Origin of the sequence: Mesorhizobium sp. M9A.F.Ca.ET.002.03.1.2 (assembly GCF_003952365.1) — a bacterium.
In the GTDB taxonomy this organism is placed as follows: domain Bacteria; phylum Pseudomonadota; class Alphaproteobacteria; order Rhizobiales; family Rhizobiaceae; genus Mesorhizobium.
The window spans coordinates 4,252,070-4,265,853 of record NZ_CP034443.1; the positions used below are offsets into that span (position 1 = coordinate 4,252,070).

10 protein-coding genes are annotated in these 13,784 nt (G+C 63.6%); 5 read left to right on the forward strand and 5 right to left on the reverse strand.

The genetic code is table 11. The features are described from left to right. Positions 1–138: 138 nt before the first annotated feature. On the forward strand, positions 139–1,641 hold the full coding sequence (guaB, locus tag EJ066_RS20405; protein WP_126041065.1) for an IMP dehydrogenase: 1,503 nt from the start codon (positions 139–141) through the stop codon (positions 1,639–1,641). A 28-nt stretch (positions 1,642–1,669) separates the two neighbouring features. Next, a complete protein-coding gene (locus EJ066_RS20410) occupies positions 1,670–2,209 on the forward strand; it encodes a hypothetical protein (protein ID WP_189644328.1) in 540 nt (179 codons plus the stop codon). 103 nt (positions 2,210–2,312) lie between these two features. On the opposite strand, the gene rnd is transcribed toward EJ066_RS20410, so the two are convergent. The 3 genes from rnd to EJ066_RS20425 form a co-directional block, all read right to left on the reverse strand. Beyond that, positions 2,313–3,464: a ribonuclease D gene (gene rnd, locus EJ066_RS20415; protein ID WP_126041069.1), complete on the reverse strand. Its 1,152-nt coding sequence runs from the start codon at positions 3,462–3,464 to the stop codon at positions 2,313–2,315. Positions 3,465–3,536: 72 nt separating this feature from the next. Then, complete coding sequence (locus tag EJ066_RS20420; protein ID WP_126041071.1) at positions 3,537–4,784, reverse strand: MFS transporter; 1,248 nt, start codon at positions 4,782–4,784, stop codon at positions 3,537–3,539. 283 nt (positions 4,785–5,067) lie between these two features. Beyond that, a complete protein-coding gene (locus EJ066_RS20425) occupies positions 5,068–5,574 on the reverse strand; it encodes a DUF3280 domain-containing protein (RefSeq protein WP_126041073.1) in 507 nt (168 codons plus the stop codon). Between the two features lie 259 nt (positions 5,575–5,833). Here EJ066_RS20425 and aspS point away from each other — a divergent pair, with 259 nt between their 5' ends. After that, positions 5,834–7,624: an aspartate--tRNA ligase gene (aspS, locus tag EJ066_RS20430; protein WP_189644546.1), complete on the forward strand. Its 1,791-nt coding sequence runs from the start codon at positions 5,834–5,836 to the stop codon at positions 7,622–7,624. 81 nt (positions 7,625–7,705) lie between these two features. Here the strand turns inward: aspS and EJ066_RS20435 are convergent, their stop codons facing one another. Beyond that, complete coding sequence (locus EJ066_RS20435; RefSeq protein ID WP_126041077.1) at positions 7,706–8,896, reverse strand: hypothetical protein; 1,191 nt, start codon at positions 8,894–8,896, stop codon at positions 7,706–7,708. Between the two features lie 295 nt (positions 8,897–9,191). Here EJ066_RS20435 and parC point away from each other — a divergent pair, with 295 nt between their 5' ends. Both parC and EJ066_RS20445 read left to right on the forward strand, forming a co-directional pair. Beyond that, positions 9,192–11,444, forward strand: a complete 2,253-nt coding sequence (gene parC / locus EJ066_RS20440; RefSeq protein WP_126041079.1) for a DNA topoisomerase IV subunit A — start codon at positions 9,192–9,194, stop codon at positions 11,442–11,444. A 138-nt stretch (positions 11,445–11,582) separates the two neighbouring features. After that, the gene (locus EJ066_RS20445; RefSeq protein ID WP_126041081.1) at positions 11,583–12,791 is read left to right on the forward strand and encodes an AI-2E family transporter; all 1,209 of its coding nucleotides are present in this window, start codon (positions 11,583–11,585) and stop codon (positions 12,789–12,791) included. On the opposite strand, the gene EJ066_RS20450 is transcribed toward EJ066_RS20445, so the two are convergent. Then, positions 12,779–13,675: a DMT family transporter gene (locus EJ066_RS20450; RefSeq protein WP_126041083.1), complete on the reverse strand. Its 897-nt coding sequence runs from the start codon at positions 13,673–13,675 to the stop codon at positions 12,779–12,781. The genes EJ066_RS20445 and EJ066_RS20450 overlap by 13 nt on opposite strands. Positions 13,676–13,784: the final 109 nt, after the last annotated feature.

Below are 13,784 nucleotides of genomic sequence, written 5' to 3' on the forward strand. Positions count from 1 at the left end.
GGCGCTGCCCCTCGCAAGCAAACCGGCTTTTCATCGGCGACGGGACGTGTTACGAGCCAGCGCCAATCCTGAAAGGGAAGATACGAGTCGGCGCTGTCCATCCGGTCCAGCGCTTTTCATGCATTCCGAGGGCTGGCCATGGCAAAAATTATCGAAACGTCCACGGGCGCGTTGGCGCTGACCTTTGACGACGTGCTGCTGCAGCCGGGTCATTCAGAGGTCATGCCCGGCGAGACCGACATCCGCACCCGCATCGCCGGCGACATCGACCTCAACGTGCCGATCCTCTCCGCCGCCATGGATACCGTCACCGAGGCGCGTCTCGCCATCGCCATGGCCCAGGCCGGCGGCATCGGCGTCATCCACCGCAATTTCTCGCCGGCCGAGCAGGCCGAGCAGGTGCGGCAAGTGAAGAAATTCGAATCCGGCATGGTGGTCAACCCCGTCACCATCGGTCCCGATGCGACGCTCGCCGACGCCTTGGGGCTGATGCGCACCTACAGCATTTCAGGGATTCCCGTGGTCGAGAACGGCGGCGCCGGAGGGCATACGGTCGGACGGCTGGTCGGCATCCTGACCAACCGCGACGTGCGCTTCGCCTCCGACCCGGCGCAGAAAGTCTACGAGCTGATGACCCGTGAGAACCTGATCACGGTCAAGGAGAACGTCGATCAGGACGAGGCCAAGCGGCTCCTGCACCAGCACCGCATCGAAAAGCTGGTCGTGGTCGACAGCGACGGCAATTGCGTCGGGCTGATCACCGTCAAGGACATCGAGAAGTCGCAGCTCAACCCGCACGCCACCAAGGACGTGCAGGGGCGCCTGCGCGCGGCGGCCGCCACCAGCGTCGGCGATGACGGCTTCGAGCGCGCCGAGCGCCTGATCGACGCCGGCGTCGACCTTCTGGTGATCGATACCGCGCATGGTCACTCGCAACGCGTGCTCGACGCGGTGACGCGGGCCAAGAAGCTGTCCAATTCGGTCCGCATCCTTGCCGGCAACGTCGCCACGTCGGACGGCACGCTGGCGCTGATCGACGCCGGCGCCGACGCCGTCAAGGTCGGCATCGGGCCGGGGTCCATCTGCACCACCCGCATCGTCGCCGGCGTCGGCATGCCGCAGCTTTCGGCGATCATGTCGGCGGTCGAGACGGCGCAGAAATCGGGCGTCTCGGTCATTGCCGATGGCGGCATCAAATATTCCGGCGATCTCGCCAAGGCGCTCGCCGCCGGCGCCAGTGCCGCCATGATCGGATCGCTGCTGGCCGGCACCGACGAGAGCCCGGGCGAGGTCTACCTGCACCAGGGCCGCTCGTTCAAAGCCTATCGCGGCATGGGCTCGGTCGGCGCCATGGCCCGCGGCTCCGCCGATCGCTACTTCCAGGCCGAGGTCCGCGACACGCTGAAACTGGTGCCGGAAGGCATCGAAGGGCAGGTTCCCTACAAGGGACCTGTGTCCGGCGTGCTGCACCAGCTTGCCGGCGGCCTGAAAGCCGCCATGGGTTATGTCGGCGGTCGCGACCTTGCCGATTTCCGCGAACGCGCCACCTTTGTGCGCATATCCAACGCCGGACTTCGTGAAAGCCACGCCCATGACGTCACGATCACCCGCGAAAGCCCGAATTACCCCGGCGGAGCCTGACCAGCTCGCGCGAAGCCTGACGGCAACGATGCTGCGGCTGTCACGCCACGCTGCAGCACTGTGTTTTGTCTGCTTGGCGGTTTTCGCCGCCATGACGGCGATGGAGTTCCTCTATTTCCGCCAGTTGAGCGGCGGCCTGCCGTCGCTCGATATGCGCTTCACCGGTTTCGCCCCGGATGAGGGTATGGCCTGGCTGACGGCGCTCGGCCGGCGCGGCAGCGAGATCATTCTCGTCTGGCACTACCTGACCTTCGACCTCTTGTTCCCGGCGCTGCTGTCACTGACCTTGGTCAGCCTGATCCTGGCCACGGGGCGGCGGCTGAAGAACTTCCGGGCTCAGTCCGCGCAGCTCCAGTCGCTGTTCGCGCTTGTCCTGGTGCTGCCCTACACGCTTGCCGATTATGCGCAGAACATCGCGGTGGCCCGTCTGCTCTCCGATTTCCAGTCGGCCAATCCGGATTCGCTGTCCTTCGCCTCGGCGCTGATCGTCACCAAATTCGCGCTTCTGGCGATACCGGTGATCGTCATCGTCGTTTTCCACCTGACGGGTCAGCGGCGCCGGGCTTAGGGACCTACAGCGCCGCGCGTCGTCACCATGAGCGGCACAGAGCCGGTCTGTCGAGATCCTTCGCGCCCCTCTGTCCCGCCGGCGTCCCGAACGTTCAACTGTGCTACAAATCGAACACCGCGATCTTGCGCTTGTCGAACTTGATCGCGATCTCGCCGCGCACCAGTTTGAGCGCGGCCTCGCCGAACACGGCGCGCCGCCAGCCTTGCAAGGCCGGCACGTCGGCGGCTTCGCCCTCGGCGGCGATGCGGTCGATGTCGTCGCTCGTCGCCAGCACCTTCGAGGCGACGCCCTCCTTTTCGGCGACGATCCGCAACAGCACTTTCAGCAGTTCCGCGGCGGCATTGGAGCCTTCGGGCGGCTGAAAAGTCTTCGGCAGCTTCGGCATGTCTTCCCTGGGCAAGGCAAGCGCGGCGTTGACCGCGCCGAGCAGCGCCGTTGCCGTCGCCGAACGTTCCCAGCCTTTCGGCGTGGTGCGCAGCTTGCCGAGCGCTGCCGCATCGCGCGGCGACTGCTGCGCCACCTCGTAGATGGCGTCGTCCTTGAGCACCCGGCCGCGCGGCACGTCGCGTTCGCGCGCCTCGCGCTCGCGCCATGCCGCCACCGCTTGCACGATCGCCAGCTCCTGCGGCTTGCGCAGCCGCATCTTCAGCCGCTTCCAGGCGTCCTCCGGATGCGGGTCGTAGGTCGCGCGGGAGGTCAGCACCTCCATCTCCTCGTTCAGCCAGTGGGCGCGGTTTTCCCGCTTAAGCTCGGCGCTGAGCTGCTGATAGACCTCGATCAGATGGGTGACGTCGGCAAGCGCGTAATCGAGCTGCTTGTCGGACAGCGGCCGGTGGCGCCAGTCGGTGAAACGCGAGGACTTGTCGAGCCGGGCGCCGGTGATCTTCTGGACGAGCTGGTCATAGGAGACGCTGTCGCCGAAGCCGCAGACCATCGCTGCCACCTGGGTGTCGAACACCGGATGCGGGACCAGATCGCCGAGATGGACGATGATTTCGATGTCCTGGCGCGCCGCATGGAAGACCTTGATGACGGCCTCGTTGGCCATCAGCCTGAAGAACGGCTTCAGGTCGATATCGGGCGACAGCGGATCGATCAGCGCCGTCACGCCGGGCGCCGCCATCTGGATCAGGCACAGGATCGGCCAAAAGGTCGTCTCGCGAATGAATTCGGTGTCGACGGTGACGAAATCCGACTTTTCGAACGCGGCAAGAGCGGTCTCGAGTTCTTCCTGGGTGGTGATGACGTGCATCAAATCGCTTTTGGCTAAGGTAAGGTTTCCTTCAATTTCAGCCGCGCGGGCTTTCGTCAAGCCGCAGGGCCGTCATCGGTGCTTGCCTGGCCTGTCGGAATCGTCGTTGCGCTTGGCCAGCCGGGCAAAAACCGTCGATGTGCGCAAAAGCGCGATGAAACGGCTGCGCTTGCCCGCTGGCACGCCGGATCGCACCTGCATCCGGTACAGGATGACGACAACGAAGATGGCGTAGACGATGGCGCAGAACACGAACAGCGCGCTTGGCCCGAAATACTGCATCGCCGTCGAGGCGGCGAACGGCCCGCCGATGGCGCCGAAGGAATAGAACAGCATCAGTGCCGCGTTGATCAGCACGAACTCGCCCCTGTCGGCGCGGTCGTTGGAATGCGCCGCCGACAGCGAGTAGAGCGGCATGGCGAAGCAGCCGAAGAAGAAGACGGTCAGGAAGTTGAGGAACGGATTGCTCCCGGCCACGAACGCCAGCGCCAGTGCTGCAAACAGCGCGCAGCATGTCGTTATCAGCAGCACGGAACGCCGGTCCCAGCGGTCGGACAGATAGCCGAGCGGGTACTGGATGATGGCGCCGCCGAAAATGCCGACGCTGACGAAGGTGACGACGTCGGTGACCGACATGCCGATCTGTTCGGCATAGACCGGCGACAAGGTGCGAAAGGCGCTGTTGGTGACGCCGACGGCGATGCAGCCGAAGCAGCCGAGCGGCGAAATCCGCCAGACGCGGCCTAGGTCGAGCTTGACGTCTTCCGGTGGGGTCGGGTTGGAGCGGTCGCCGAGCGACACCGGCACCAGCGAGAGCGTGATCATGATCGACATGATGGCGAAGATGGCGAAACCGCCGGCGCCGACGATCGGGATCAGGAACTGTGCGCCTGTGACCGAACCGATGTCGACCATCCGGTAGATGGCCAGCACCCGCGCGCGGTCCCTGTTGGCGACCCCGGAATTGAGCCAGGCTTCCATGATGGTGAACAGGCCGGCAAAGCAGAACCCGCCGGCGAAGCGCACCGCGCACCACATGACCGGGTCGATGACCAGCACCAGAAGCAATGTTCCGGCGGAAGCGATCGCCGCCAGCGCGGAAAAGGCGCGCACATGGCCGACGGCCTTCATAATGCGGGTGACGGCGAGGCAGCCGAGCAGGAAGCCGGCGAAATAGAACGTGCCCATCAGGCCGACGGTCGAGGCCGAAAATCCCTCCTGCGCGCCGCGCAGCGCGATCAAGGTGCTCTGCAGGCCGTTGCCGCCGAGCAGGATGCCGGCGGCAATGAGGAGCGGAATCAGCGGGCGGATGGAGGACATGAAGGAAGGCCTGTCGTTGACCCTTCTTGAACCATCGCCCGCGCCAATGCCAGCGGCAATTCCCGGCAGTTAGCGGGCCAGCACCGGCAATCGGTTTCTCAGTTTGATTTTCTGCTTGGGATCGATCTTGCGCACTCTCGGTGCGCGCTCGGGGAGTGGCAGGCGGACATTGGCCCCTTGCGACAGGCAATCGCCAGAAAGTCCGGATGCTTGGCCCATCAATGGGCGAACGACCACGGCGGTCGATTATTCTGTTTTTCGCAGCGGGCGTTGGCTGGCCTGCCTATCGCAGAATTCTGTTCGTCATCAGCCATTTCACGGAACGGGGCCAGGCGTAGTTCGCACCCATGCGAAGATCGGTAAAGCCCTGCAAAACAGGTTTCCCGGTTTCAGCGTCGAGGATACGAATGAACATGGTATGCTCTGTCCGGTTGACGCGCGTTACGACGCCCAGCAGGGCAAGGGACGCGCCATGCTCCTTGGCAATTTTGCCTTCACAGCCCCCGCAATTGCGCAATCCATGCGGCGCAGCCGCCGGCTCGTCCCCGGCTGGCACATCGACGATTGTAAAGCGGCCGGACTGGGAGAGCATATCCTTCGCAACCTGTGCCGACTCGGACAGATAGCGCTTGTCGTGTTCATCCGGGGGAATTATTCCGGCCCCAGCGCTCTTGTCCTCCAATTCGAAAGGAAACACCTCGATCGACGCTGGCTTTGTCTGCTGGGCGTATGCAAATGTGCAGGTGCCGACAAGCAGCGTCATCAGGACAGTCAATGTGCGAATGCGCATGGTAGTCCTCCCGTGAATGTGGCGGCCATTGTACACGGCTTGATCATCCAGATCACGATCAAAGCAGGGGAAATTCTTCGCTTTGACCGTGGCGTGGCGTTTTCACATGGCCTCGGTCGAAGGCCGAAGTTCGAACCGAGATGCCGCCCGAGCGCCGCCTGCCTTGACAAAGGCGGCCTCTCATGTGCTTTTCGCGCAAATTTTCGGGCCGGGCCATCATGCCTTGGCCGCAATCAACATCCGGACTTTACGAATGACAATGCATCGTTACCGCAGCCATACCTGTGCCCAGTTGAGGAAGAGCGACGTCGGCTCTTCCGTTCGCCTGTCGGGCTGGGTGCATCGCGTGCGCGACCATGGCGGCTTGCTGTTCATCGATTTGCGCGACCATTATGGCTTGACCCAGATCGTCGCCGATCCGGATTCGCCGGCCTTCAAGATCGCCGAGACCGTGCGCGGCGAGTGGGTCATCCGCGTCGACGGCGAGGTCAAGGCGCGCCTGGCAGAGACGGCGAACGCCAATTTGCCGACCGGCGAGATCGAGGTTTTCGCACGCGAGATCGAAGTGCTGTCGGCGGCCAAGGAGTTGCCGCTGCCGGTGTTCGGCGAGCCGGACTATCCCGAGGATATCCGCCTCAAATACCGTTTCCTCGACCTGCGCCGCGACACGCTGCACAGGAACATCGTGGCGCGCACCAAGATCATCGCCGAGATGCGCAGGCGCATGGGCGAGGTCGGCTTCACCGAATTCTCGACGCCGATCCTGACCGCTTCGTCGCCCGAAGGGGCGCGCGACTTTCTGGTGCCGTCCCGTATCCATCCGGGCAATTTCTACGCACTGCCGCAGGCGCCGCAGCTATACAAGCAGCTGATCATGGTGTCGGGCTTCGACCGCTATTTCCAGATCGCGCCCTGCTTCCGCGACGAAGACCCGCGCGCCGACCGCCTGCCGGGCGAATTCTACCAGCTCGACCTGGAAATGAGCTTCGTCGAGCAGGACGACGTGCTGGCGACCATGGAGCCGGTGATGCGAGGCGTGTTCGAGACCTTTGCCGCCGGCAAGCCGGTGACGCAGGCCTTTCCGCGCATCGCCTATGACGTCGCCATGCGCAAATACGGCACCGACAAGCCGGACCTGCGCAACCCGATCGAGATGCAGGCGGTCTCCGATCATTTTCGCGATTCAGGCTTCAAGGTGTTCGCCAACATCCTCGCCAATGATTCCAAGGCTGAGGTCTGGGCCATTCCGGCCAGGACCGGCGGCAGCCGCGCCTTCTGCGACCGCATGAATTCCTGGGCGCAGGGCGAGGGCCAGCCCGGCCTCGGCTACATCTTCTGGCGCAAGGAGGGCGAAAAGCTCGAAGGCGCCGGACCGCTCGCCAAGAACATCGGCGAGGAGCGCACCGAGGCGATCCGTCAGCAACTCGGCCTTGCCGATGGCGACGCCGCCTTCTTCGTCGCCGGCGACCCGAAGAAATTCGTCGCCTTCGCGGGCGCGGCGCGCAGCCGCGCCGGCGAGGAGCTGAACCTCGTCGACCGCGATCGCTTCGAATTGTGCTGGATCGTCGACTTTCCCTTCTACGAATGGAACGAGGACGAGAAGCGCGTCGATTTCGGCCACAACCCGTTCTCGATGCCGCAGGGTGGCATCGATGCGCTCAACGGCGAGGATCCGCTTGGGATCAAGGCGTTCCAGTACGACATGGTCTGCAATGGTTTCGAGATCGCCTCCGGCGGCATCCGCAACCATTTGCCCGAAACCATGGTCAAGGCGTTCGAGATCGTCGGGCTGGATCGCGAGACGGTCGAGGCGCAGTTCGGTGGCCTCTACCGCGCCTTCCAATATGGCGCACCGCCGCATGGCGGCATGGCAGCCGGCATCGACCGCGTCGTCATGCTGCTGGTCGGTGCCAGGAACCTGCGCGAAGTGACCATGTTCCCGATGAACCAGCAGGCCTATGACCTGTTGATGAGCGCGCCGTCGGAAGCCAGCCCGCAGCAGCTTCGCGAATTGTCGCTGCGCGTCGCGGTGACTAAGAAAGAGGTTTAAAAACCTCCCGCAACCGATTCTGTTGATTCACAAAAAAGCCCGGCATCTGCCGGGCTTTTCGCTTTCAAGCGACCGGTCCGGTCAGTCCTCGTTCGCCTTGACCGTCACGCCAAGCGTCTTCGTCAGGTCGATCGGGTTGGACATGGCGCCCGCCATGATCATTGCGAACGGCACTGCCGCCGGCGGCTCGGCCAGGATCTCGATGCTCTGCGGGTCGTCGAGAAATTTGCCGACCGCAGCCGACACCTGCGCCGTCAGTTCCGGATTGTTGAGCTGCGCCATGCCGAACGGCACGATCGCCTTGGCCTGGTTGGCGATGTCCTTGCCGGACATGCCTTGCTGCTTGCCGACATAGTCCAGCACCTTGTTGGTCAGCGAATCGTCGTCGAAGCGGATCGAAGCGCTGTTGAACGAAAGCTGCTGCAAGACGCCGAGCATGGCCATGCCCTCAGCCGACTTGTCGGCGCCCTCGGGCTGAGCCGCCATCTTCTTCTGCATCTCCTGCAGCGACTTGATGACGTCAAGCGTGTAGCCGCCGAGACCGAAGGTCATGCCGAGCGTTCCGGCATTGTCGACGGAAATGTCGTATTTCGACAGCTCCATCTTGCCGTCCGCGGGCTGCCAGGTGCCCTCCATTGCAAGGTTTCCGGTGATGTTCTGGTAACCGAGCGCGTTGATCGCGTCCTTGGACTTCGGGTCCTCGATCAGGGTCAGGTCGGCATTGAATTTTTCCGTGGTGCCGGAAAACCCCATCGCTTTGCCGTCGACCGGCGGGGTGATTTCGATGGCGAGCCCGACCATCGAGAAGGCGGTCTTGTCGGCGACCTTGACCGTCATGGTCTCGAGTTCGGCCGATTTGTACATCATCAGCGAGCCCAGCGGACCCGTGGCACCGTCGGCGGGAACCGTCATGTCGCGGATGATGAAGGGGCTGAGGTCGATCGTGACGCCGTCCTCGCTGCGTTGGAACGCCGCAGTCGAGACGGTTTCGATTTCATAACCGCCATTGGCTTCTGTCACGCCTTCGAGTTTGACGTCGCCGATCTTGAGCGCCTCCTTCTCGGCCGCCGGTTTGACGGCCACGCCTTGCAGCACCATGCTGGAGGCATCGCCCGTCACCCCGGTCCAGGAGATGTCGACCCCCTGAGCAGCGAGAGCCGCCTTGAGCCGGTCGGCGACCGCCGCATCCTGCGCGAAGGCCGCGTTCAGCGGCAGCGTCAGCAAAAAGGTCGAAAAAGCGAGTTTGTTGAGTGTCGAGCGTTTGATCGTCATCGCGAGTTCCCTGAGCGTTTCCTGAAGTATTTTGAGTGTGTCCTAGATTATTCTCGAATTCCTTGCGGCGTCACCCTTTCGTGACGAACTGGACGGGAAAAAGGCGTTCATCCGCACAATGGTCGAAAAACGCGACGAAACGCAAACCCGGTCCATCGCGCCCAGTCCATCGTGCTTTGCCATAGAAGCGGGATGTAACCGGTTGATGTTGGTCGGCGCTGCCGCACGTCCAGTTCGTGTTGCAGAAGGGGCCTTGCCTCTTGCCGCGAATCACCCGCTCGGCTAGTCCCAGCCCATGGGAAAGAGGCTTTTGCCGCCTGGAGATGGCGGCGGCGACAACATCGAGCCGGTCGATCTGAAGAAAGCGCTGGAAGAGCGCTATCTCGCCTATGCGCTGTCGACCATCATGCATCGGGCGCTGCCGGATGTGCGCGACGGGCTGAAGCCGGTCCATCGTCGCATCATGCATGCCATGCGGCTGCTCAGGCTCAACCCCGACCAGGGCTTTGCCAAATGCGCCCGCATCGTCGGCGAGGTGATGGGCAAGTTCCATCCGCATGGCGACCAGTCGATCTACGACGCGCTGGTGCGGCTGGCGCAGGATTTTTCGATGCGCTATCCCCTGGTCGACGGGCAGGGCAATTTCGGCAATATCGACGGCGATAATGCCGCCGCCATGCGCTACACCGAAGCGCGCATGACCGATGTGGCGACCGAGCTGCTCTCCGGCATCACCGAGGACGCGGTCGACTACCGGCCGACCTACAATGAGGAAGACGAGGAGCCGGTCGTGCTGCCCGGCGCCTTCCCGAACCTGCTCGCCAACGGCTCGTCCGGCATCGCCGTCGGCATGGCGACCTCGATCCCGCCGCACAATGCCGCCGAGCTCTGCGACGCCGCCCTGCATCTGATCGAGCATCCGGATGCGCCGGTGACGACGTTGATGGACTTCGTGCAAGGCCCGGATTTCCCGACCGGCGGCATCATCGTCGACAGCCGTGCCTCGATCCTCGAAGCCTACGAAACCGGCCGCGGCGGTTTCCGGGTCAGGGCGACATGGAGCCAGGAGGACCAGGGCAGGGGCACCTGGAACATCGTCGTCACCGAAATCCCCTATGGCGTCCAGAAGGCGCGGCTGATCGAAAAGATCGCCGAGCTTCTGATGGCGCGCAAATTGCCGCTGCTCGAGGATATCCGCGACGAGAGCGCCGAGGACATCCGCGTCGTCCTAGTGCCGAAGAGCCGTTCGGTCGATCCCGGCATCCTGATGGAATCGCTGTTCAAGCTGACCGAGCTCGAAAGCCGCTTTCCGCTCAACATGAACGTGCTGTCGCGCGGCAAGATACCCAACGTGCTGTCGCTGAAAGGCGTGCTCAAGGAATGGCTGGAGCACCGTCGCGACGTGCTGATCCGCCGCTCCAGGCATCGCCTCGGCGAGATCGAAAGGCGGCTGGAGATCCTCGCCGGCTATCTGATCGCCTATCTCAACATCGACGAGGTGATCAGGATCATCCGCGAGGAGGACGAGCCCAAGCAGGTGATGATGGCCCGCTGGTCGCTCACCGACAACCAGGCCGAAGCCATCCTCAACATGCGGCTCAGGGCCCTGCGCACGCTCGAGGAATTCGAGATCCGCAAGGAATTCGACGGCCTCACCACCGAGAAGAAGCAGATCGAGGCGCTGCTTGCGTCCGACGCCAGGCAGTGGTCGACGATCAAGTGGGAAGTCTCCAGCATCCGCGACAAATTCGGGCCGGAGACCGAGCTCGGCAAGCGCCGGACCCAGTTCGCCGACGCCCCCGAACACGACCTGACCGACATCGCCCACGCCATGATCGAGCGCGAGCCGGTCACCGTGGTCGTTTCGGAAAAGGGCTGGCTGAGAGCCATGAAAGGTCACCTGACCGACCATTCGGCCCTGACCTTCAAGGAGGGCGACAGCCTCAAGCTCGCCTTCCACGCCCAGACCACCGACAAGGTGCTGGTCTTCACCACCGGCGGCAAGTTCTACACGATCGGCGCCGACAGGCTGCCGGGCGGGCGCGGCCATGGCGAACCGATCCGCATCATCGTCGACATGGACAACGACCAGGACATCGTCACCGCCTTTGTCCATGATCCCAAGCGCAAGCTGCTCCTGGTGTCTCACGGCGCCAACGGCTTCATCGTGCCGGAGGAAGAGGTCGTCGCCAACACCCGCAAGGGCAAGCAGGTGATGAACGTCAAGGCGCCCGACGAGGCCAAGCGCTGTGTGCCGGTCGCCGGCGACCATCTCGCCATCGTCGGCGAGAACCGCAAGATGCTGGTCTTCCCGCTCGCCGAAATACCGGAGATGGGGCGCGGCAAGGGCGTTCGCCTGCAGAAATACAAGGATGGCGGCGTTCTCGACATCAAGACCTTCACGCTTGCAAGCGGTCTCTCCTGGCAGGATTCGGCCGACCGCACCTTCATCAAATCGCGCGAAGAGCTGGTCGAATGGATCGGCGCCCGAGCCTCGGCCGGACGCATGGTGCCGAAGGGATTCCCGCGGACGGGGAAGTTCGGGTAGCAACGCGCCTCTTCCTTCTCCCCCCGGGGAGAAGGAAGAGGCGCAAACATTTGGACTATCGTCACGATTGCTGCACTATGATCCTGCATAAGCATCGCTACATGAGGCGGGGCGGATGCGTTTGGGAGCGATGGGCATTTGAAAGAAGCTAGGATTCGGAAACCGGAAGGGCAGCAGCGCCTGTTCGGCCTGTCAACGCCGGTCAGATCCGCCGTCATTCCGCCGCTGTCGGCGGCGCGCTGGCTCTTGGTGCTGATCGTCGCCGCCGGGGTCTATTTCTTTCATGGTTTCCTGGTCCCCGTGCTGGCCGCTCTCGTTATCGCCTTTGCCAGCTGGCCGCTCTATCGGCGGCTGCTTGCCGCTGTCGGCGGCAACCGCACGATCGCCGCGACATTGGCGATCCTGTTCATCCTCACCTTCCTGGTGGTGCCGATTGCGCTCGCCGGCGCCTACGCCACCAACGAAGTCCGCGAATGGGTCGGCTGGGCGATCGAGACCAACCGCGACGGCGCGGTGACGCCGCAATGGATCGCCACGCTGCCTGTGGTGGGCGACTGGCTCAACGAGCAGTGGACGCGCAATCTCGGCCATCCCGGCGGCATCGGCGAACTGATCCAGCTGATCAGCGGCGCCAACATCGGCAGCATCTATCGCGGCGTCCTGGCCGCCGGCGGCAGCGCCTTCGGGCTTCTGCTGGCGCTGCTGTTCATGATGATCGCGCTGTTCTTCGCCTATCGCGACGGCGAGCATTTCGCCGGGCAAGTCGACCGTCTCGGCGAACGCATCCTGCCGGCCAGGTGGGAGCGGATTTCACGCGTCGTGCCGGCGACGATTTCCTCGACGGTGACCGGCATGACCGTGATCGCCATCGGCGAGGGGGTGGTGCTGGGCGTGGCCTACTGGCTGGCCGGCGTGCCGTCGCCGGTGACGCTTGGCGCCCTGACCGGCATCATGGCGCTGATCCCCGGCGGCGCCCCGCTGTCCTTCACGCTTGTCTCGGTCTATCTCGCCGCCAGCGGCTCGCTGATGGCCGGGTTGGCGCTGTTCATCTGGGGGACCGTCGAACTGTTCATCGTCGACAAGACATTGCGTCCGAAACTGGTCGGCGGCCCGATAAAGCTGCCGTTCCTGCCGACCTTTTTCGGCCTGATCGGCGGCGTCAAGACGATGGGCTTTCTCGGCCTGTTCATTGGTCCGGTGCTGATGGCATTGCTGGTCGCGATCTGGCGCGAATGGTTGCGCGAGGTGGAATTGGCCGATGAACTTGCCTCGGCGGCACCGGCGGAGCTGGAAGGTGCTCCGCCGCAAATCGAAATCGTTGCCGAGAAGAAATCTCAGGCCGGGTGACTGACCGCAAGGGCTGCGCGGCGTTTGCGCCCCTCATGCAGCTGCCATAGCGAATGGGCGACCAGCGTGACGATGAGGATCGCGCCGCCGATCAGGCTGTTGCGCGACGGCGTTTCGGCAAAGACCATCCACACCCAGACCGGCGCCAGCACGGTTTCGAGCACATAGAACATCGCCACCTCAGGCCCGGAAATGTATTTCGGCCCGTTGGCGAGGCAGAAGAACGAGATCGGCATGATGACGGCGCCGTTGAAGATGATCCACCACGGCGCGTTCACCTGAAAGCCTTCGCTCGAGACCATGAACACCGCGACGCCCAGGGGCAGGATCACGCCGATCAGCGAAGCGAATCCCATGTCCTTGCCGCTGGCGCGCGAGAGGGTGATGGCCAGTGCGATGAAGAAAGCCGAGCACAGCGCCATGAAATCGCCGAACAGGTGTCCGGTGCCGATCGAATCGCCGACGATGATCGCGACGCCGACGATCATGACCAGCATCGCGACCACCGTGGCCGGTCGCGGCCGCTCCTTCAGGACCACCCAGGACAGCAGCGCCGCGAACACGGTGTTGAAGGCCAGGATGAAGACCAGGTTGGCGGTCGTGGTGTGATAGATGCTGGTGATGAAGGTGACCGAGGTCAGCCCGTAGCAGATGGCGACAACCAGGCCCGACCAGCCGGGGATGAGCTGCGGCGCGTTCCTGCTCAGCGAGCGCCAGACAGCCCAGATGATCAGCGCCGCGACCAAGGTGGTGCCGGTGCGCAGTAGCAGGATCGTCCACGCCTCGCCGTCGGCGAGCCGGATCAGTGGAATGTCGACGGTCAGCGTCAGCCCGCCGATGGCGGTGATGAGAAGACCCTTCTGGTGGTCGATATGGGATGACATGCGGCAATTCTCGCAATGAGTTTGGAGGCCGGGCGCAAAATTGGCCAGCGTCTGTCCCTTCAGCCAAATGGCCGAAAAGCCAGCAGTATCCTCCTTGGAACGGTTTTAA

What these genes read in the sequence shown, in the direction of transcription:
- EJ066_RS20450 (WP_126041083.1), bottom strand. Translation starts at nt 13,675, where the DNA reads ATGTCATCCCATATCGACCACCAGAAGGGTCTTCTCATCACCGCCATC.
- parC (WP_126041079.1), top strand. Translation starts at nt 9,192, where the DNA reads ATGGGAAAGAGGCTTTTGCCGCCTGGAGATGGCGGCGGCGACAACATC.
- aspS (WP_189644546.1), top strand. Translation starts at nt 5,834, where the DNA reads ATGCATCGTTACCGCAGCCATACCTGTGCCCAGTTGAGGAAGAGCGAC.
- rnd (WP_126041069.1), bottom strand. Translation starts at nt 3,464, where the DNA reads ATGCACGTCATCACCACCCAGGAAGAACTCGAGACCGCTCTTGCCGCG.
- EJ066_RS20435 (WP_126041077.1), bottom strand. Translation starts at nt 8,896, where the DNA reads ATGACGATCAAACGCTCGACACTCAACAAACTCGCTTTTTCGACCTTT.
- EJ066_RS20420 (WP_126041071.1), bottom strand. Translation starts at nt 4,784, where the DNA reads ATGTCCTCCATCCGCCCGCTGATTCCGCTCCTCATTGCCGCCGGCATC.
- EJ066_RS20425 (WP_126041073.1), bottom strand. Translation starts at nt 5,574, where the DNA reads ATGCGCATTCGCACATTGACTGTCCTGATGACGCTGCTTGTCGGCACC.
- EJ066_RS20410 (WP_189644328.1), top strand. Translation starts at nt 1,670, where the DNA reads ATGCTGCGGCTGTCACGCCACGCTGCAGCACTGTGTTTTGTCTGCTTG.
- guaB (WP_126041065.1), top strand. Translation starts at nt 139, where the DNA reads ATGGCAAAAATTATCGAAACGTCCACGGGCGCGTTGGCGCTGACCTTT.